This window comes from Burkholderia sp. Ac-20384, assembly GCF_017104605.1.
GTDB classification, from domain to species: domain Bacteria; phylum Pseudomonadota; class Gammaproteobacteria; order Burkholderiales; family Burkholderiaceae; genus Burkholderia; species Burkholderia lata.
Genome location: NZ_JAAGPE010000077.1, coordinates 16,483 through 35,940 on the forward strand (window position 1 = coordinate 16,483; position 19,458 = coordinate 35,940).

Below are 19,458 nucleotides of genomic sequence, written 5' to 3' on the forward strand. Positions count from 1 at the left end.
GGCGTCTAATCTGGTGAACAAACTCTGGTGAACGAATACAACGAGCGGAGTACCTGGCGGCGGATGCGCGCCTTGCTGTCGATCAACGATCCCCGCTGGGGACGCGGCGAAAGCAATGGCAAAGACGGATCTCGTCCCCGCCCGAACGAATCGAAGCGTCCGCAAGGCGGCGACGGCGATGGTCCGCCCGATCTCGACGAGATGTGGCGCAACTTCAACCGGCGGCTGAACGGCCTTTTCGGCGGCAAGGGCGGCAACGGTTTCCGTCCTGACAACGGGCGAGCCGCGCGAGTCGGCGTCGGCATCGTGATCGGCGTGCTGGTCGCGGTCTACGCGGGCAGCGGGCTGTTCGTCGTACAGGAAGGGCAGACGGGCGTCGTGCTGCAGCTCGGCAAGCTGTCGGGCACGGTCGGCCAGGGTGTGCACTGGCGCGCGCCGTATCCGTTCGCGTCGCACGAGATCGTCGATACGTCGCAGGTCCGCTCGATCGAGATCGGCCGCAACAACGTCGTGCGTCTCGCGAACGTGAAGGAAGCAGCGATGCTGACGCGCGATGCCGACATCGTCGATGTGCGCTTCATCGTCCAGTACCGCATCCGCTCCGCGACCGATTACCTGTTCCGCAGCGTCGATCCCGAGCGCAGCGTCTCGCAGGCCGCCCAGGCCGCGGTACGTGCGATCGTCGGCACGCGCAGCGCAGCCGACGTGCTGAACCAGGATCGCGACGCGCTGCGCGAGCAGCTTTCCGCCGCGATCCAGCGCGATCTCGATCGCTATCAGTCGGGGCTCGAGGTGACGGCCGTCACGATGCAGAGCGTTGCCGCACCCGAGCAGACGCAGGCCGCGTACGGCGAAGTCGCGAAGGCACGCGACGAGCGTGAGGCCGCGAAGCGCGCCGCGCAGGCATATGCAAACGACCTGCTGCCGAAGGCGCAGGGCGATGCGGCGAAGCTCGTCGACGAAGCGAAGGCCTATGCCGATCGCGTGGTCACGGAAGCCGAAGGCGATGCCGACCGCTTCAAGCAGGTCTATGCACAGTACTCGAAGGCGCCTGCGGTGATCCGCGAGCGGATGTATCTCGAGACGATGCAGGAAATCTATTCGAACTCGACGAAGGTGTTCGTCGGCAACAAGGGCGGCAACAGCGTCGTGTATCTGCCGCTCGACAAGCTCGTCGAGCAGGGGCGACAAAACGCCGCGGGGTCCACGGGCGCATCCACGCCCGATGCGGCGTCGGCACCGGCGGCTGTCGCGCCGGCCGCAGCGGCACCCGCGAGTGCGGCGTCGGGCACCGACGTGCTGCGATCGCGCGAAGCGTTTCGCAGCCGGTCGCGCGAAGACGATCTGAAGTAACGGGGAGCGCAGAACATGAACCGAATCATTGCGCTCGTCGTCGCAATCGTGATCGTTGCCTTCGCGGCATCGTCGACAGTCCTTACCGTCGATCCGCGCCATGCGGCCGTGCTGTCGGGGCGCGATGGCGCGCAGCCCGAGCTGGCAGGCCCCGGCATCCATTTCAAATTGCCGCCGCCGCTGCAGACGGCCACGCTGATCGACACGCGCCTGCAATCGCTCGAGTCGTCGGATCCGCTGCAACTGGCAACGGAAGACAAGCACGACCTGCTCGTCGCCTACGCGGTGAAGTACCGGATCAGCGATCCGATGAAGTACTTCACGACGACGGGGGGCGACCCGTCCGCAGCCGGTGACCGTCTGGCCGGCGCGCTGAAGAGCGCACTCGGCGACGCGTTCGGCAAGCGTGCGCTCGACGATGCGCTCGGCGGCCAGCGTGCGATCGCCGATGCGGTGCGCGACGAAGTGAAGGCGAACGCGTCCGGCTTCGGCGTCGACGTGGTCGATGTCCAGCTGACGCGCGTCGACTTGCCGGCCGCGCAGACCGATGCCGTCTATCAGCGGATGATCGGCGCGCTGCGCGATCAGGCGGCGCAGGTGCGTGCGCAAGGCGCGGCCGACGTCGAACAGATCAAGGCGGACGCCGAACGCGAACAGCAGGCCGTGCTCGCGAACGCATACAAGTCCGCGCAGACGATCAAGGGCGAGGGCGACGCGAAGGCTGCCACGATTGCCGCCGACGCATTCGGCCGCGACCCGCAGTTCTACCAGTTCTACGCGAGCCTGCAGGCTTACCGAAACACGTTCAAGCGCAACGACATCATCGTCGTCGATCCCGACAGCGAGTTCTTCCGTTTCATGCGCAGCCCGACGGGCGGTGCCGCACCGGCGGCGCCTGCTCCCCGCAAACACTGACCTTGGGGCGCCGCGTCGAGCGGCGCCGTCGCTCGCATGGACCTGGCTGGCTCGTTGTTGCTCGCAGTAGCGCTGATGCTGATCATCGAGGGGGCGTTCCCCTTCGTGTTTCCCGTCGCCTGGCGCGACACGTTTCGTAGAATAGCTGAGCGGCCGCCGCATCATATCCGGATCGGCGGGCTGATCGTGATGGTGCTCGGGCTCATACTGCTGCTGCTCGCGACCTGACCGGAGACCTGATCCAGACGGTTTATCCGCCGTTCGTCCCGCCCGAATTCAGAATTTCCGATTCATATCGCGGCGCGCGTGTCGCGCGCTGTTTCCCGTCGTAGGACCGTACCGATGTCGACCTGGTTACTTCCCGAGAATATCGCCGACGTACTGCCGTCGGAAGCGCGCAAGATCGAGGAGCTGCGCCGCAGGCTGCTCGACCGCTTCCGTTCGTATGGCTACGAAATGGTGATGCCGCCGCTGCTCGAGTATCTCGAGTCGCTGCTGACGAGCGGCGGCGCCGACCTGCGCCTGCGCACCTTCAAGCTGGTCGACCAACTGTCGGGCCGTACGCTCGGCCTGCGCGCGGACATCACGCCGCAGGTCGCGCGGATCGACGCGCACCTGTTGAACCGCCAGGGCGTGACGCGCCTCTGCTATGCGGGCCACGTGATGCATACGCGTCCGCGCGGTCTGCACGCGACGCGCGAGCAGATCCAGATCGGTGCGGAAATCTACGGGCATGCCGGGCTGGAAGCCGATCTCGAAATCCAGCAACTGATGCTCGACGCGCTGCATCTCGCAGGTCTGTCGCGTATCCGTCTCGACCTCGGCCACGCGGGCGTGCTCGCGGCGCTGCTGGCGCGCGACGCGCAGGCTGCCGAGCGCGGCGAGTCGCTGTACGACGCGCTGTCGGGCAAGGACGTGCCGCTGCTGAACGAGCTCACCGACGATCTCGGCGCCGATACGCGCGCCGCGCTGCGCGCGCTGCCGCACCTCTACGGCGACGCGAGCGTGCTCGCCGAGGCGCGCACGCGCTTGCCGGTGCTGCCCGAAATCACGCGCGCGCTGGACGATCTGGCGCAACTCGCGGCGCAGGCGAAGGGTGCCGAGGTGGCGATCGATCTCGGCGACCTGCGTGGCTATGCGTATCACAGCGGTGCGATGTTCAGCGCCTACATCGACGGTGTGCCGAACGCCATTGCGCGGGGTGGCCGTTACGACCACGTCGGTCAGGCGTATGGCCGTGCCCGTCCGGCTACGGGCTTCTCGCTCGACCTGCGCGAGCTCGCGCGAATTTCGCCGGTCGAGGCGCGCGGCACCGCGATTCTCGCGCCGTGGGCGCAGGACGACGCGCTGAGCGCGGCCGTCGCGGCGCTGCGCGATGCGGGCGAGGTCGTGATCCAGGCACTGCCGGGCCACGACCATGTGCTCGACGAGTTCGCGTGCGACCGTTCGCTCGTCGAGCGCAACGGCGCATGGGTGGTCGAACCCCGATAAACAGGCGTTCGCGGGACGTGCTTCGGCGTGCATATCGTTGAAGCGAAACGGAAAAATTCGGAATCGCCCGCGAACATAGGTAGAATACGTTTTTAACCAGCTAACGAATCAACATGTCTGCCAGCGCAGTGAACGTGACTCCCGGGCGCAATGTCGTCGTCGTGGGAACGCAATGGGGTGATGAAGGCAAGGGCAAGATCGTCGACTGGCTGACGGACCACGCTCAGGGCGTCGTGCGTTTCCAGGGCGGTCACAACGCCGGCCACACCCTCATCATCGGCGGCAAGAAAACGATCTTGCGCCTCATTCCGTCGGGCATCATGCGTGAAGGCGTCGCCTGCTACATCGGCAACGGCGTCGTCCTGTCCCCCGAAGCACTGTTCAAGGAAATCGGCGAGCTGGAAGAAGCCGGCGTGAACGTGCGCGACCGCCTGTTCATTTCCGAAGCGACGACGCTGATCCTGCCGTATCACATCGCGATCGACCAGGCGCGCGAAGCGCGCAAGGGCGCGGGCAAGATCGGCACGACGGGCCGCGGCATCGGCCCCGCGTACGAAGACAAGGTCGGCCGCCGCGCGCTGCGCGTGCAGGACCTGTTCGACGCGAAGACCTTCGCCGACCGCCTGCGCGAAAACCTCGATTTCCACAACTTCGTGCTGACCCAGTACCTGGGCGGCGCGGCCGTCGATTTCCAGGCCACGCTCGACACGATGCTCGGCTATGCCGACCGCCTGAAGCCGATGGTGGCCGACGTGTCGCGCCGCCTGTACGACGCGAACAATGCGGGCCAGAACCTGCTGTTCGAAGGCGCACAAGGCACGCTGCTCGACATCGATCACGGCACCTATCCGTTCGTCACGTCGAGCAACTGCGTCGCAGGTGCGGCGTCGGCTGGCGCGGGCGTGGGTCCGCAGAAGCTCAACTACATCCTCGGCATCACGAAGGCATATTGCACGCGCGTCGGCTCGGGCCCGTTCCCGAGCGAACTGTACGATGCGGACAATCCGCAGCGTCAGGACCAGGTCGGCGTCACGCTCGCGAACGTCGGCAAGGAATTCGGTTCGGTCACCGGCCGTCCGCGCCGCACGGGCTGGCTCGACGCAGCCGCGCTGCGCCGCTCGATCCAGATCAACGGCGTGTCGGGCCTGTGCATGACGAAGCTCGACGTGCTCGACGGCCTCGACGAAGTCAAGCTGTGCGTCGGCTACAAGATCGACGGCAAGGATGCGGACATCCTGCCGCGCGGTGCCGCTGATGTGGCCCGTTGCGAGCCTGTCTACGAAACGTTTGCCGGCTGGAAGGAAAGCACGGTCGGCATCAAGACGTGGGAAGCACTGCCGGCGAATGCGCAGGCTTACCTGACCCGCGTCCAGGAAGTGGCTGGCGTGCCGGTCGACATGGTGTCGACGGGTCCGGACCGCGACGAAACGATTCTGCTCCGCCATCCGTTCAAGGTGTAATTTCCAGATGACGCAGCAAATCACGATGACGGCGGCAGACTTGATGACCGATCCGCGCAACGACGACAAGAACCTGTGGGTAGGCTGGGACGAGTATCACCGTCTCATCGAGCTGCTCGCGCTCCAGGTGCATGCATCGGGTTGGAAGTTCGACCAGATCCTGTGCCTCGCGCGCGGTGGCCTGCGCGTCGGCGATCAACTGTCACGCATCTACGACGTGCCGCTCGCGATCCTCGCGACGAGTTCGTATCGGGAAGCGGCCGGCACGGAGCAGGGCGACCTCGACATCGCGCAGTACATCACGATGACGCGCGGCAACCTGGCAGGCAACGTGCTGCTGGTCGACGATCTCGTCGATTCGGGCGTCACGCTTGCGCGCGTGCAGGAGCACCTGAAGGAGCGCTATCCGTCGGTGACGGCCGTGCGCTCGGCTGTGCTCTGGTACAAGGGTTGCTCGAAGGTCAAGCCCGACTATCACACGCAGTTTCTGCCGACGAATCCGTGGATTCATCAGCCGTTCGAGGAGTGGGACACGGTTCGCCCGCACAACCTCGAGGCGTGGATCAAGCGTGGTCGCGCACAGCGCGACGGCTCGGGCGCGTAAGCGGCCGGCCACTCGAACGAAAGCCTTGTACGGCGCCGCTTGCGGCGCCGTTTTTCATTGGGGCGCCATACGTGGCGCCACGCGTACCGTGGATCCGGTAGGCAGACGGCGCTGCCCCGGCTATGATTGGCAGCCCTGCCACAGCTCGCGCCGGATTGCATGCGCAGCGTGGATCACGTGGTTACAAGGCAACAGAGCAGGGCGGCGTTTCACGGGGGCGCGAGTAGAATAGCGCTCGTTTTGTCCGACCCGGACCCGATTATTACGCTTCATATGAACGACACGATCCACGCGACCGACGCAGCACACGCGCCGCACTCGACGCAACAACACTCGATGCGGGCGCTAGCGATAGCAGCCATCGGCGTCGTGTTCGGCGACATCGGCACCAGCCCGCTGTATTCGCTCAAGGAGGCGTTCAGCCCCGCACACGGCATTCCGCTCACCGAAGGATCGATTCTCGGCGTGATCTCGCTGCTGTTCTGGGCAATCATCCTGGTGGTCGGCATCAAGTACCTGCTGTTCGTGATGCGGGCGGACAACAACGGCGAAGGCGGCGTGCTCGCGCTGATGGCGCTGTCGTTGCGGCCGCTCGACTCGAAGACCCGCGTCGCGGGCGCGCTGATGGCGCTCGGGATCTTCGGCGCGTGCATGTTCTACGGGGACGCGGTGATCACGCCGGCGATCTCGGTGATGTCGGCGGTCGAAGGCCTCGAAATCGCGACGCCACACCTGTCCCATCTCGTGCTGCCGATCACGATCGTGATCCTGATCGCGCTGTTCTGGATCCAGCGCCACGGTACCGCACTGGTCGGCAAGCTGTTCGGCCCGATCATGGTGCTGTGGTTCGTCGTGATCGCCGCGCTCGGCGTGTACCACATCGTGCGGGTGCCGGGCATCATGGCGGCCATCAACCCGTATTACGCGGCGTCGTTCATGGCCGACCACCTGCTGCAGGCGTACGTCGTGCTCGGCTCGGTCGTGCTGGTGCTGACCGGTGCGGAAGCGCTCTACGCGGACATGGGCCACTTCGGCGCGAAGCCGATCCGCATTGCCGCCTACGGGCTCGTGATGCCGTCGCTCGTGCTGAACTACTTCGGCCAGGGCGCGCTGCTGATCCAGAACCCGAAGGCAATCGAGAACCCGTTCTTCCTGCTGGCACCTGAATGGGGGCTGCTGCCGCTCGTCATACTGTCGACGGTCGCAACCGTGATTGCGTCGCAGGCAGTGATCTCGGGCGCGTATTCGCTGACGTCGCAGGCCATCCAGCTCGGCTACGTGCCGCGCATGAAGGTGCTGCATACGTCGGAACTCGCGATCGGCCAGATCTACGTGCCGGTCGTGAACTGGCTGCTGCTGTTCGTGATCCTCTGCATCGTCATCGGCTTCAAGAGCTCCGACAACCTCGCGGCTGCGTACGGTATCGCCGTGACGGCGACGATGGTGATCACGACCGTGCTCGCCGCGGTCGTGATGGTGAAGGTGTGGAACTGGAACCGGCTGCTGGTCGGCGCGATCATCGCGGTGTTCCTCGCGGTCGACCTCGGCTTCTTCGGCGCGAACCTGCTGAAGGTCGCGCAGGGCGGCTGGCTGCCGCTCGGCATCGGCGCGTTGCTGTTCTTCCTGCTGATGACCTGGTACAAGGGGCGTCACATCGTCAAGGAGCGCACGGCGGCCGACGGTATCCCGCTCGAGCCGTTCCTGCAGGGGCTGCTCGCCCATCCGCCGCATCGCGTGTCGGGTACCGCGATCTACCTGACCGGCAACGACAAGCTCGTGCCCGTGAGCCTGCTGCACAACCTGAAGCACAACAAGGTGCTGCACGAGCGGACCATTTTCCTCACGTTCGTCACGCGCGACATTCCTTACGTGCGCGACGACAAGCGCCAGACCTCGCGTGATGCGGGCGGCGGGTTGTATATCGTCAGGGCCGAGTACGGCTTCAACGAGACGCCGGACGTGAAGGCCGTGCTCGAAGAGTTTGGCCGCACGCACGACATGACGTTCGAGTTGATGGATACGTCGTTCTTCCTCGCACGCGAAACGGTCGTGCCGACGCATCTGCCCGGGATGTCGATCTGGCGCGAGCGCGTGTTCGCATGGATGCACCAGAACGCCGCGAAGCCGACCGACTTCTTCTCGATCCCGGCGAACCGCGTGGTCGAACTCGGGACGAAGATCGAAATCTGATCGCGGTGTGGCGTGCGGGCCGTCCGTCCGCGCGCCCTGTTCGCCGAAGCCATAAAAAAAGCCCGCCTTTCGGCGGGCTTTTTTGTATGCCGCGCAGGCTTGCGGGTGCTTAGCGCTTCAGCTTGGCGAACGCCGCGGCCATTGCGCCGGCCGGTTCCGGTTCGCGCGAACGCTGCGGGCGGGCCGCGCCGCGCCCCGCGTTGCCGCGATCCTGGCCGCCGCGCGACGACATGCCGGGCGCTGCCGCATCGTCGTCGAGGCGCATCGTCAGCGCAATGCGCTGGCGCTTCACGTCGACATCGATCACCTTCACCTTGACGACCTGGCCGGCCTTCACGACTTCGTGCGGATCCTTGATGAACTTCGTCGACATCGCGGATACGTGGACGAGGCCGTCCTGGTGGACGCCGATGTCCACGAACGCGCCGAACGCGGCGACGTTCGTCACGACGCCTTCGAGCGTCATGCCCGGCACGAGATCCGACACCTTCTCGACGCCTTCGCGGAACGTCGCGGTCTTGAATTCGGGGCGTGGATCGCGGCCCGGCTTCTCCAGTTCGGACAGGATGTCGCGCACGGTCGGCAGGCCGAAACGTTCGTCAACAAATTCCGTCGGGGACAGGCCCGACAGTGCTTCGCGGTTGCCGAGCACGTCGTCGATGCGCTTGCTGATCTTTGCGAGCATCCGCTCGACGACCGGATACGCCTCCGGGTGCACCGACGAGCGGTCGAGCGGATTCTCGCCGCCGTTGATGCGCAGGAAGCCGGCGGCCTGTTCGAAGGTCTTGTCGCCGAGGCGCGGCACCTTGCGCAGGTGCTCGCGCGACGGGAACGGGCCGTTCGCATCGCGGTAGTCGACGATGTTGCGCGCGAGCGTCGCGTTCAGGCCCGATACGCGGGCGAGCAGCGGGGCCGACGCGGTGTTCGCGTCGACGCCGACCGCGTTCACGCAGTCCTCTACGACTGCGTCGAGCGAGCGGGCGAGTTCGCGCTGGTTCACGTCGTGCTGGTACTGGCCGACGCCGATGGCCTTCGGCTCGATCTTCACGAGTTCGGCGAGCGGGTCCTGCAGCCGGCGCGCGATCGACACGGCGCCGCGCAGCGACACGTCCATCTCCGGGAATTCCTTCGCGGCCAGCTCGGATGCCGAATAGACCGACGCGCCGGCTTCCGACACGACGATCTTCTGCAGGCGCAGCTCCGGGTGTTTCGCGATCAGTTCGCTCGCGAGCTTGTCGGTTTCGCGCGACGCGGTGCCGTTGCCGATGCTGATCAGCTCGGCCTGCGTCTGCGCGGCGATGCGTGCGAGTTTCGCGATCGAGCCGTCCCAGTCGCGGCGCGGCTCGTGCGGGTAGATCGTGTCGGTCGCGAGCACCTTGCCGGTGCGGTCGACGACGGCGACCTTCACGCCCGTGCGCAGGCCGGGGTCGAGACCGATCACGGCCTTCGGGCCGGCCGGCGCGGCCAGCAGCAGGTCGTTCAGGTTGCGCGCGAACACGCGGATCGCTTCCGTTTCGGCCGTTTCGCGCAGTTGCGTGAGCAGCTCGTTCTCGATGTGCGGCTGCACCTTCACGCGCCAGCACCAACGGCATACGTCGGACAGCCATTTGTCGGCCGGGCGGTTCTGGTTCGCGATGCCGAAATGGCGCGCGATCATCGCCTCGCCGGGATGCGGCACCTGCGCGTCGAGCTCTTCGCCGAGGCCGAGCTTGACCGTCAGCACGCCCGCGTTGCGGCCGCGGAACAGCGCGAGGGCGCGGTGCGACGGCACGGTCTTGATCGTTTCCGCGTAGTCGTAATAGTCGCGGAATTTCTCGCCTTCCTCGTTTTCCTTGCCCTCGACGACGGCCGACGACACGACGCCCTGGTTGTGCAGGTAGTCGCGCAGCTTGCCGAGCAGCTCGGCCGTTTCGCCGAACTGTTCGGACAGGATGTCACGCGCACCGTCGAGTGCGGCCTTCACGTCGGCGACGCCCTTGTCGGCGTCGACGTACGCGGCGGCCTCGGCCTGCGGGTCGAGCAGCGGGTTCGCGAGGAGCGCCTGGGCGAGCGGCTCGAGGCCGGCTTCGCGGGCGATCTGCGCACGCGTGCGGCGCTTCGGCTTGTACGGCAGATAAAGGTCTTCGAGCACCTGCTTGCTATCGGCCGCGTCGATGGCGGCGCGCAGTTCGTCGGTCAGCTTGCCCTGTTCGTCGATGCTCGACAGGATCGTCGCGCGGCGATCCTCGAGTTCGCGCAGATACAGGAGGCGTTCCTCGAGCTGGCGCAACTGCGTGTCGTCCAGGTTGCCGGTCACTTCCTTGCGGTACCGGGCAATGAACGGAACGGTCGAGCCTTCGTCGAGGAGTTGCACTGCCGCCGCGACCTGGCGCGGCTGGACGGCCAGTTCGGTGGCGATGCGCTGTACGATCTTGAGTGCTACGGTTTCCGTCATGTCGTGGATGATCTGCCTGCTGAAATCGCGGCGGGGGCCGGCAGGCCCGAAGCGGCGGGCTGCGTGGCGGGCCCGACGGGCCAGATGCCGCGGGTGAGTGAAGCGGGGCATTTTGCCATAAATGGCGGAGCGCCCAGCCGGGGGTGATAGAATTTGACACATGTCCCGCAGCTTTCCTACGACGTTGCCAACTTCCCGAATTTCTCTCGTCGCGCTCGGCGCAGCGCTCGCCGCGGCTTTGTCTGCCGGGCCTTCCGGCGCGTTCGCGCAAGCTTCGGACGCAACCGCGCCGGCCGCCGCCGCGGCTGCACCCGTGATGGCCTCGGCCGCACCGGATTTCGATGCCCGTCAAAAAGTGCTCAATCAACGCTCCGCAGAAAACGATTATCGTTATGCGGTGGCCGAGCACGATTGCTACAGCAAGTTTTTCGTCAATCACTGTCTCGGCAAGGCGCGTGTCCAGATGCGCGACGAGCGGGCGAGCATCCGCCAGGAGCAGCTCGCGCTCAACGACGAGCAGCGGGCAGTGCGCGCGCAGCAGCGCGACCAGCAGCAGGCGCTGAAGGCGGCGCAGAACGCGGCGGAAGCGCCGCAGCGCGCGGCGAACGACGCGGCAAACGCGGCTGCGTTCCGCGACAAGCAGGAGCAGAATGCTCTGAAGCAGGCGCAGCGTGGCGCGGAAGGGCCGCAGCGCGCGGCGAGCAAGCAGGCATACGACCAGAAGCAGGGCGACTTCCAGCGCAAGCTCGACCAGGCGCACCAGCAGGCTGCGCAGAAGGCGCAGGAGCGGGCGGACAACGCCGCGCGCTACGAGCAGAAGCAGAAGGAAGCCGTGCAGCACAAGGCCGATGTCGAGCAGCGTCAGAAGGAAGCGGCCGAGAAGGCGCAGCAGAAGCAACAGCAGGGGCAGTAACGTGTTGGATTGATCCGGAATCAGTCTCGTGCGCGCTGGCACGCCAGCCGGCGCGCTGCTTCGATGAGGAGGCGCATATGCAAAACCGTCCTACGGAACAGCAGCAGGAATTGCACAACCGTTTGGTTGCATTGCAGGAGCAGCACCAGCAGCTCGCTCGGGAGATCGAGCTGAAGGAAGGACACTCCGACATCGACGACATCACGCTGCACCGGCTGAAGAAGGAAAAGCTGGCGGCCAAGGACAAAATCATTTTGCTGCAATCGCAGCTGGAACCGGATAAGCGCGCCTGAGCGCGGCCTGGCAAGCGCCGGCGCCGCCCGGGCGCTGGACACAGGAACGCTTGCCTTGAATTCACCGCTTGAAGCCACCCCCGATGCCCGGCGCGATGTATCGCCCGCCGGGCGCGCTCGTGCGCCCGAAGGCACCTTTGAACTGAGCCGCAAGCGCGTCGACGAACTCGACACGATCTTCGGCGAAGGTGGCTTGCTGGCGCGCGCGCTCGACGGTTATCGGCCGCGTATGGCGCAGATCGAGATGGCGCGCGCGGTCGCGTCCGCGATGGAAGCGTCCGCGCGCCGGATGCCCGACCCCGAGATCTTCGAAACCCGCAAGCGGCCGGCGCGTCGCCTCGGCGATGGCGACAAGGCGGCCGAACCGGGCGCGGATGCCGCCGCAACCGAGGCCGACAGCGATGCCGGCGACAACACGCTGATCGTCGAGGCCGGTACGGGGACCGGCAAGACCTATGCGTACCTCGTGCCCGCGATGCTGTGGGGCGGCAAGGTGATCGTGTCGACCGGCACGAAACACCTGCAGGACCAGCTGTTCGCGCGCGACATCCCGACCGTGCGCAACGCGCTCGCGGTGCCGGTGTCGGTCGCGATGCTGAAGGGCCGTGCAAACTACCTGTGCCACTACTACCTGCAACGCACGGCCGACAACGGCCGGTTGCCGTCGCGGCAGGATACGGCCTATCTGCAGGAAATCGTCCGTTTCGCGAAGATCACGAAGAGCGGCGACAAGGCCGAACTCGCGAGCGTGCCGGAAACGGCGCCGGTGTGGTCGATGGTCACGTCGACGCGCGACAACTGCCTCGGCCAGGAGTGCCCGCATTACAAGGACTGCTTCGTGATGCAGGCGCGGCGCGAGGCGCAGCAGGCCGATGTCGTCGTCGTCAACCATCACCTGTTCTTCGCGGACATCATGCTGCGCGATACGGGGATGGCCGAGCTGCTGCCGAACGCGAACACGGTCATCTTCGACGAAGCGCACCAGTTGCCGGAAACGGCGACGCTGTTCTTCGGCGAGACGTTGTCGACGACGCAGATTCTCGAGCTCGCCCGGGACACGGTGGCGGAAGGCCTGAGCCATGCACGCGACGCGGTCGAGTGGGTGAAGCTCGGCGGCGATCTCGAGCGCGCGGCGCGCGATTTGCGCCTTGCGTTCGCGAACGACCAGATCGTCCGCATGTCGCTCGCCCAGCTCGGCGACGATCACCCGATGTTCGGCGCGCTCGACGCGCTCGAGGCTGCGCTCGACGCGTTGGCGTCGGCGCTTGCCAGCCAGGCCGAACGGGCGGAATCGCTCGGCGCGTGCCTGCGGCGCGCACGCGAGCTGCAGGACCTGCTGGCCGGCTGGGTCGCACCCGGCGCGACGGAAGCGGCGGCGAAGGCCGACGCAACGGCGGCCGGCGACAAGGCGGCATCCGACGGCGATCCGAACGAGAAGGTGCGCTGGGTCGAAGTGTTCGCGCATACGGTCCAGCTGCACGAAACGCCGCTGTCGGTCGCGCCGATTTTTGCCAAGCAGCGCGCGGGCGTGCCGCGTGCATGGGTGTTCACGTCGGCCACGCTGTCGGTGCGCGGCGATTTCACGCACTATGCGGCGCAGATGGGCCTCAGCTCGCGTCGCTCGATGACGCTCGCAAGCCCGTTCGACTACCAGTCGCAAGGGCTGCTGTACGTGCCGCGTAACTTGCCGCAACCGTCTTCGCCGGCGTTTACCGATGCCGTCTTCGATGCCGCGCTGCCGGCGATCGAGGCGTCCGGTGGCGGTGTGTTCATGTTGTGCACGACGCTGCGCGCGGTCGACCGGATCGCGTCGAAGCTGCGTGACGTGATCGAATCGCGCGGCTGGAACACGCCACTGCTCGTGCAGGGCGATGCGAGCCGCACCGAACTGCTCGACCGCTTCCGCGCGTATGGCAACGCGATCCTGGTCGGCAGCCAGAGTTTCTGGGAAGGCGTCGACGTGCGCGGCGACGCGCTGTCGCTCGTCGTGATCGACAAGCTGCCGTTTGCGCCGCCGGACGATCCGGTGCTGGCCGCGCGGCTCGACGCGCTGACGAAGAAGGGGCTGAGCCCGTTCGCCGTGCACCAGTTGCCGCAGGCCGTGATTACGCTGAAGCAGGGTGCGGGCCGGCTGATTCGCGCGGAGACGGATCGCGGCGTGCTGATGATCTGCGACACGCGGCTTGTCGACAAGCCCTACGGGCGCCGGATCTGGCAGAGCCTGCCGCCGTTCAAGCGGACCCGCGAGATCGCGGTCGTCCAGGACTTCTTCGACGATCACCGTTCGGCAAAGCGCACGTGACGGCGCGCGCGGCGATCGTCGCGCGATCGCACCGGCGCCGCCTGAGTGCGGCGCCAATAAAAAACCCGGCTCGATGGCCGGGTTTTTTTGTTCGTGCAGCGAGGGCTGCACGGTGCTTTCGTCAGAACTGCCACCACGACTTTTTCGCGCCGGGGCGCGAGTGGCCCGTGACATACGGGCTGTCGGGGAACGTGCCGGCGAGCACGCGCTTCGTGTCCTCGGCGAGTTGCGGCTGGTTCAGCTTGCCGTACGACAGGATCATGATGTGCAGCGCGTCCTCGATCGCCGGGGCGCCCTTGTAGTCCTTGATCGCGAGCTGCGCACGGTTGATGGCCGCGACGTAGGCGCCGCGCCGGTAGTAGTAGTCGGCCGCGTGCACTTCGTGCGACGCGAGCGCGTTGACGATGTAGCGCATCCGCGCGGCGGCGTCGGGCGCATACTTGCTCTTCGGGAAGCGGTCGACGACGACCTTGAACGCATCGTACGATTCGCGCAGTGCCTGCGGATCGCGCTCGCTCATGTCCTGGCCGGAGAAGCGGCCGAACAGGCCCAGATCGTCGTTGAAGTGGATCATCCCCTTCAGGTAGTACGCGTACGGAATATCCGGATGATCGGGGTGGAGCTGGATGAAGCGATCGACGGCCTGGTCGGCGGCCGCCGCTTCGTTATCCTTCCAGTTGCAGTATGCAACGTTGATCTGCGCCTGTTGCGCGAAATGGCCGAACGGATCGCGACCTTGCAGCGATTCGAAATATTTCGCGCACTTGCCCCAGTCGCCTCCGGACAGTGCGTCCTGGGCCTCTGAGTATAATTTGTTGTTCGACCAGGTAGCCGTCTCGTCCTGCTTCTGCGGCAAGCCGTGGCAGCCGGCGATGAGGGCCGCGGCCGCTACCGCCGCAGCCCGGGCGGCGGCGGTTCTGGCCGTGCGTTTGGTCGAATTCATCATGCTCGCATGTCCTAGCTTCAAGTCTCGGTGACCCAGTCTAAATGACCCGTTCAAGTTCGCAGAATGCCCAGCCGGGCACACCAAATCGCGAAGATTATAGCCCAAGCGATCGGCCCGCCGACGCTGCCTCGGGGGATTCCCTCGATGACGATCTGACCGGCGACGCAATGCAGCCGCCCGTCGTGCCGTCCGCAGCGGTCGATGAAGCGCCGCGCGTCGTCGAAGTGCCACTGTCGCTCGCGGGCGAACGCCTCGACAAGGCGCTCGCCCAACTGTTCCCCGAATTCTCGCGCAGCCGCCTGCAGAGCTGGATCGAGGCGCAGCGCGTGCTCGTCGACGGCGCGCCGGCGAAGATCCGCCAGCCGGTGCCGCTCGGCGCGAAGATCCAGCTCGTCCCCGACCTGCTCCCCGAGCAGCTCGCCTTTACGCCGGAGCCGGTGCCGCTCGACGTGATCTACGAGGACGACGCGCTCGTCGTCATCAACAAGCCGGCCGGCCTCGTCGTGCATCCGGCCGCCGGCAACTGGAGCGGCACGATCCTCAACGGGCTGCTGCACCGCTATGGCGACGCGGCGGCCGGCCTGCCCCGCGCAGGGATCGTCCACCGGCTCGACAAGGAAACGTCGGGCCTGATGGTGGTGGCGCGCACGCTGGCCGCGCAGACGGACCTCGTGCGCCAGTTGCAGGCCCGCACGGTGAAGCGCCGCTATTTCGCGCTGGTGTGGGGCACGATGCCCGAGGAAGGCACGATCGATGCGCCGATCGGCCGCGATCCGCGTGAACGCACGCGCATGGCCGTCGTCACGGGCGCATCGGGCAAGCCTGCGCGCACGCATTTCCGCACGGTTGACACATGCCTGTGGCAACGTCAGCCGGTTTCGGCGATTCAGTGCGATCTCGAGACCGGTCGCACGCACCAGATCCGCGTGCACTGCGCGCATGCCGGGCATCCGCTGCTCGGCGATCCCGTGTACGGGCGTGCGCGCGGCAAGCGCTCGGTCACGCCGCTGCCGGACGGGTTCGCGCGACAGGCGCTGCATGCATGGCGGCTCGGTCTCGTGCATCCAGTCACGGGCAAGGCGATGCAATGGCGCTGCCCGTTGCCGGACGACATGAACACGCTGGTCGCGGCGCTCGGCTTCGGGCAAGGCGACGAGGAATTCGGCGACGATGACGGTGTCTACGACGATGACGATTTCGGCGGCGAGTATCACGATGACGAGCCGTACCTGGACGATGAGGAGGAGTGAGTGCCGATGACGAACCTGGCGCCGATGACGTGGCGGGACTGCGTACAGCCCGACTGGCAGGTGTCGCCGCGCGTGCGTGCGCTGGTCACGACGCGCGACGGCGGGCTGAGCGAAGGCCCGTACGGGCGCTGGCAGGGCGGAGACGCGCTGCCGGGCGGCATGAATCTCGGCCTCCATACCGGTGACGACCCGGCCCATGTCGCCGGGAATCGCGCGCGTTTGCTGGCGCTGGCAGGCCAGTCGAATGCTGCGTGGCTCGAGCAGGTTCACGGCGCGCAGATCGTGCGTGCGGACGAGGTGATCGCGGCGGCACCTGCGGCTACGGCGCCGGTGCAGGCCGATGCGAGCGTCACCGACCGGACGGGTGCCGTCTGCGTCGTGATGGTCGCGGATTGCCTGCCCGTGCTGCTGTGCGACGTGCAGGGCCGCGCAGTCGGCGCCGCACATGCAGGCTGGCGCGGGCTGGCGGCCGGCATCGTCGAGCAGACCGCGGCGCGTGTCGCGGCACTTGCGGGCGGTGCGACGGACGCGCTTCATGCGTACCTCGGGCCGGCGATCGGCCCGCGGGCGTTCGAGGTCGGCGCCGACGTGCGTGATGCGTTTCTCGACACGGCCCCGCACTCGGAGCATGATGAAACCCGGCTTGCGTTCGTCGCGATCGATGGCGCGCCGGGCAAGTTTCTCGCCGATCTCTATGCGCTCGCGCGCCTGCGTCTCGCGCGTGCGGGCGTTGCGCACGTGAGTGGCGGGACGGCCTGTACGGTCACCGAACAGGATCGTTTCTATTCGTACCGGCGTGATCGCGTGACGGGCCGCATGGCGGCGGCGATCTGGCTGGCCGATTGACGAGATGCGCATGCACGCAGGGTTTGCTGCGCCGCAAAATCGGGTTATCTCGATATTTTGGCGGCCATGCCGCGCGGCATGCGCGAATGAATGAAAAATCCCGAAGTCAAGTCAATCAAAATGTTTTATGTTTCGCCGGAACCCTTGTCCCGTCTGTTGTGCGAGGATTATCTCCGTACGGAAATGTTCAGCGGCTTGACATGGCGCTTCACATGGGGAAAACGATAATGATAAAAATACCGCACTGCGGCAGAATCTGGAGACGCCTCTCCAGAGCATGACGGCCCGGCTCGCAGCCGGCATGCCGCGCGCGAGCAGGATTTCACGATAGACGCTCACGAATCACCGGTAAGGCAGGTAATGACAGCATCGAAAAAATCGTCGACGTCCGCTCAGGCGGGCACTTCCACGGGCAGCATTGGTTTCGATCCGGCCGCCCAGCCGATGCAGCAGATGTTCGAGTCGTGGTTGAACGCGTGGCGCGGTTTTGCAGATCCGGCACGCGCCGCGACTGCGTCGGCCACCGTGAATCCGTTCGCAACATTCCAGTTTCCGACATCGTTTCCGTTCCAGATGCCGTCGATGCCCGATTTCGGCGCGATGGCGTCGCCGTTCGCCGGGTTGAAGCTGCCGGCCGCCGCGATTCCGCCCGAGCGGCTGCAGGCGCTGCAGGCCGACTACGCGCGCGATTGCATGGCGCTGATGCAGCAGGCCGCCGCGGCGAAGCTCGAGTCGCCCGAACTGAAGGACCGCCGTTTCAGCGGCGATGCGTGGAAGGCGTCGCCGGCGCATGCGTTCGCGGCAGCCTGGTATCTGCTCAACGCGCGCTATCTGCAGGAACTGGCCGACGCGCTGCAGACCGATCCGAAGACGCGCGAGCGCATTCGTTTCACGGTCCAGCAGTGGACGGCCGCGGCCGCGCCGAGCAACTTCCTCGCACTCAATCCCGACGCACAGAAATCGATCCTCGAGACGCAGGGCGAAAGTCTGCGGCAAGGGATGATGAACCTGCTCGGCGACATGCAGCGCGGCAAGATTTCGCAGACCGACGAATCGCAGTTCGTGGTCGGCAAGAACCTTGGATGTACTGAAGGTGCGGTCGTCTACGAGAACGACCTGATCCAGCTGATCCAGTACACGCCGAAGACGGACAAGGTGTTCGAGCGGCCGCTGCTGATCGTGCCGCCCTGCATCAACAAGTTCTACATCCTCGACCTGCAGCCCGAGAATTCGCTCGTCGCGCATGCGCTGTCGAACGGCCATCAGGTGTTCCTCGTGTCGTGGCGCAACGCGGACGCATCGGTCGCGCACAAGACGTGGGACGACTACATGAACGAAGGGCTGCTCGCGGCGATCGACGCCGTGCAGCAGGTCAGCGGCCGCGAACAGATCAACACGCTCGGCTTCTGCGTCGGCGGCACGATGCTCGCGACCGCGCTCGCGGTGCTGGCCGCGCGCGGCGAACATCCGGCCGCGTCGATGACGCTGCTCACCGCGATGCTCGACTTCACCGACACCGGCATTCTCGACGTGTTCGTCGACGAGGCGCACGTGCAGATGCGCGAGCAGACCATCGGCGGCAAGAACGGCACGCAGCCGGGGCTGATGCGCGGCGTCGAATTCGCGAACACGTTCTCGTTCCTGCGGCCGAACGATCTCGTGTGGAACTACGTCGTCGACAACTACCTGAAGGGCCGCACGCCGGCGCCGTTCGACCTGCTGTACTGGAACAGCGATTCGACGAGCCTGCCGGGCCCGATGTATGCGTGGTACCTGCGCAATACCTATCTCGAGAACAAGCTGCGCGAACCAGGCGCGCTGACCGTGTGCGGCGAATCGGTCGACCTGACGCTGATCGACGTGCCGACCTTCATCTACGGCTCGCGCGAGGATCACATCGTGCCGTGGCAGACGGCCTACGCGTCCACGTCGATCCTGTCGGGCCCGCTGAAGTTCGTGCTCGGCGCGTCGGGGCACATCGCGGGCGTGATCAATCCGCCGGCGAAGAAGAAGCGCAGCTACTGGGTCAACGACAGCGATCTGCCCGAATCGGCGGACGACTGGTTCGCCGGTGCCACCGAGCAACCGGGCAGCTGGTGGACGACCTGGGTCGAATGGCTCGACCAGTACGGCGGCCGCAAGGTGGAGCCGCCCGCCCAGCCCGGTACCGCGCAGTTCCCAGTGATCGAGCCGGCGCCGGGCCGCTACGTGTTGCAGCGCGATTGACGAAAACCGGACAGCGGCGCAGGCTGTCCGGTGCACCGCAGTTTTTTTAACAGGGCCGGTAGCGATGCGCCGTGTCGTGCGGGCCTGGAGGAAAGGGAAATGACGGACGTAGTGATCGTATCGGCCGCGCGGACCGCGGTCGGCAAATTCGGCGGTTCGCTTGCGAAGATTGCGGCGCCCGAGCTGGGCGCGACGGTGATCCGCGCGGTGCTGGAGCGTGCGGGCGTGAAGCCCG

The 19,458-nt window shown here is 66.3% G+C and carries 15 protein-coding genes and 1 pseudogene; 14 read left to right on the forward strand and 2 right to left on the reverse strand.

The features are described from left to right. Positions 1-27: 27 nt before the first annotated feature. From hflK to G3O00_RS17290, 7 genes are all read left to right on the forward strand, one after another. Positions 28-1,353 (forward strand): FtsH protease activity modulator HflK, encoded by a 1,326-nt coding sequence (gene hflK / locus G3O00_RS17260; RefSeq protein ID WP_206143723.1) that lies wholly within the window; start codon positions 28-30, stop codon positions 1,351-1,353. A 15-nt stretch (positions 1,354-1,368) separates the two neighbouring features. Continuing rightward, positions 1,369-2,268 (forward strand): protease modulator HflC, encoded by a 900-nt coding sequence (gene hflC, locus G3O00_RS17265; protein ID WP_206143724.1) that lies wholly within the window; start codon positions 1,369-1,371, stop codon positions 2,266-2,268. A 36-nt stretch (positions 2,269-2,304) separates the two neighbouring features. Then, positions 2,305-2,496: a DUF2065 domain-containing protein gene (locus G3O00_RS17270; RefSeq protein ID WP_011352254.1), complete on the forward strand. Its 192-nt coding sequence runs from the start codon at positions 2,305-2,307 to the stop codon at positions 2,494-2,496. A gap of 114 nt (positions 2,497-2,610) precedes the next feature. Next, entirely contained in the window at positions 2,611-3,759 is a 1,149-nt protein-coding gene (locus G3O00_RS17275; protein ID WP_011352253.1) for an ATP phosphoribosyltransferase regulatory subunit, read from the forward strand. Positions 3,760-3,872: 113 nt separating this feature from the next. Then, a complete protein-coding gene (locus G3O00_RS17280) occupies positions 3,873-5,219 on the forward strand; it encodes an adenylosuccinate synthase (protein ID WP_011352252.1) in 1,347 nt (448 codons plus the stop codon). Between the two features lie 7 nt (positions 5,220-5,226). Next, positions 5,227-5,823 carry a phosphoribosyltransferase gene (locus G3O00_RS17285; RefSeq protein ID WP_011352251.1) on the forward strand — a complete coding sequence of 199 codons (597 nt, stop codon included), beginning with the start codon at positions 5,227-5,229 and terminating at the stop codon, positions 5,821-5,823. A 273-nt stretch (positions 5,824-6,096) separates the two neighbouring features. Beyond that, positions 6,097-8,013 (forward strand): potassium transporter Kup, encoded by a 1,917-nt coding sequence (locus G3O00_RS17290; RefSeq protein WP_174930862.1) that lies wholly within the window; start codon positions 6,097-6,099, stop codon positions 8,011-8,013. 109 nt (positions 8,014-8,122) lie between these two features. Here G3O00_RS17290 and G3O00_RS17295 read toward each other — a convergent pair whose 3' ends face one another. Next, on the reverse strand, positions 8,123-10,447 hold the full coding sequence (locus tag G3O00_RS17295) for a Tex family protein (RefSeq protein WP_206143725.1): 2,325 nt from the start codon (positions 10,445-10,447) through the stop codon (positions 8,123-8,125). 160 nt (positions 10,448-10,607) lie between these two features. On the opposite strand from G3O00_RS17295, the gene G3O00_RS17300 reads away from it, so the two are divergent. The 3 genes from G3O00_RS17300 (at position 10,608) to G3O00_RS17310 (ending at position 13,955) form a co-directional block, all read left to right on the forward strand. Next, complete coding sequence (locus tag G3O00_RS17300; protein ID WP_011352248.1) at positions 10,608-11,360, forward strand: hypothetical protein; 753 nt, start codon at positions 10,608-10,610, stop codon at positions 11,358-11,360. 77 nt (positions 11,361-11,437) lie between these two features. Continuing rightward, positions 11,438-11,653, forward strand: coding sequence for a YdcH family protein (locus G3O00_RS17305; protein WP_011352247.1), 216 nt, complete (start codon positions 11,438-11,440; stop codon positions 11,651-11,653). Between the two features lie 55 nt (positions 11,654-11,708). Further along, the gene (locus G3O00_RS17310) at positions 11,709-13,955 is read left to right on the forward strand and encodes an ATP-dependent DNA helicase (protein ID WP_206143726.1); all 2,247 of its coding nucleotides are present in this window, start codon (positions 11,709-11,711) and stop codon (positions 13,953-13,955) included. A 121-nt stretch (positions 13,956-14,076) separates the two neighbouring features. On the opposite strand, the gene G3O00_RS17315 is transcribed toward G3O00_RS17310, so the two are convergent. Continuing rightward, on the reverse strand, positions 14,077-14,901 hold the full coding sequence (locus tag G3O00_RS17315; RefSeq protein WP_011352245.1) for an outer membrane protein assembly factor BamD: 825 nt from the start codon (positions 14,899-14,901) through the stop codon (positions 14,077-14,079). Between the two features lie 41 nt (positions 14,902-14,942). Here G3O00_RS17315 and G3O00_RS17320 point away from each other — a divergent pair, with 41 nt between their 5' ends. The 4 genes and pseudogenes from G3O00_RS17320 to G3O00_RS17335 form a co-directional block, all read left to right on the forward strand. Beyond that, positions 14,943-16,151: an RluA family pseudouridine synthase gene (locus G3O00_RS17320; RefSeq protein ID WP_011352244.1), complete on the forward strand. Its 1,209-nt coding sequence runs from the start codon at positions 14,943-14,945 to the stop codon at positions 16,149-16,151. 6 nt (positions 16,152-16,157) lie between these two features. Further along, complete coding sequence (pgeF, locus tag G3O00_RS17325; RefSeq protein ID WP_206143727.1) at positions 16,158-16,997, forward strand: peptidoglycan editing factor PgeF; 840 nt, start codon at positions 16,158-16,160, stop codon at positions 16,995-16,997. Between the two features lie 360 nt (positions 16,998-17,357). Further along, entirely contained in the window at positions 17,358-19,223 is a 1,866-nt protein-coding gene (gene phaC, locus G3O00_RS17330) for a class I poly(R)-hydroxyalkanoic acid synthase (RefSeq protein WP_174930855.1), read from the forward strand. 99 nt (positions 19,224-19,322) lie between these two features. Further along, positions 19,323-19,458, forward strand: a pseudogene (locus tag G3O00_RS17335) (acetyl-CoA C-acetyltransferase); the annotation flags it as partial.

What these genes read in the sequence shown, in the direction of transcription:
- G3O00_RS17290 (WP_174930862.1), top strand. Translation starts at nt 6,097, where the DNA reads ATGAACGACACGATCCACGCGACCGACGCAGCACACGCGCCGCACTCG.
- hflC (WP_206143724.1), top strand. Translation starts at nt 1,369, where the DNA reads ATGAACCGAATCATTGCGCTCGTCGTCGCAATCGTGATCGTTGCCTTC.
- G3O00_RS17280 (WP_011352252.1), top strand. Translation starts at nt 3,873, where the DNA reads ATGTCTGCCAGCGCAGTGAACGTGACTCCCGGGCGCAATGTCGTCGTC.
- pgeF (WP_206143727.1), top strand. Translation starts at nt 16,158, where the DNA reads ATGACGAACCTGGCGCCGATGACGTGGCGGGACTGCGTACAGCCCGAC.
- G3O00_RS17270 (WP_011352254.1), top strand. Translation starts at nt 2,305, where the DNA reads ATGGACCTGGCTGGCTCGTTGTTGCTCGCAGTAGCGCTGATGCTGATC.
- G3O00_RS17315 (WP_011352245.1), bottom strand. Translation starts at nt 14,901, where the DNA reads ATGATGAATTCGACCAAACGCACGGCCAGAACCGCCGCCGCCCGGGCT.
- G3O00_RS17300 (WP_011352248.1), top strand. Translation starts at nt 10,608, where the DNA reads ATGTCCCGCAGCTTTCCTACGACGTTGCCAACTTCCCGAATTTCTCTC.
- phaC (WP_174930855.1), top strand. Translation starts at nt 17,358, where the DNA reads ATGACAGCATCGAAAAAATCGTCGACGTCCGCTCAGGCGGGCACTTCC.
- G3O00_RS17320 (WP_011352244.1), top strand. Translation starts at nt 14,943, where the DNA reads ATGACCCGTTCAAGTTCGCAGAATGCCCAGCCGGGCACACCAAATCGC.
- G3O00_RS17275 (WP_011352253.1), top strand. Translation starts at nt 2,611, where the DNA reads ATGTCGACCTGGTTACTTCCCGAGAATATCGCCGACGTACTGCCGTCG.
- G3O00_RS17285 (WP_011352251.1), top strand. Translation starts at nt 5,227, where the DNA reads ATGACGCAGCAAATCACGATGACGGCGGCAGACTTGATGACCGATCCG.
- G3O00_RS17305 (WP_011352247.1), top strand. Translation starts at nt 11,438, where the DNA reads ATGCAAAACCGTCCTACGGAACAGCAGCAGGAATTGCACAACCGTTTG.
- G3O00_RS17295 (WP_206143725.1), bottom strand. Translation starts at nt 10,447, where the DNA reads ATGACGGAAACCGTAGCACTCAAGATCGTACAGCGCATCGCCACCGAA.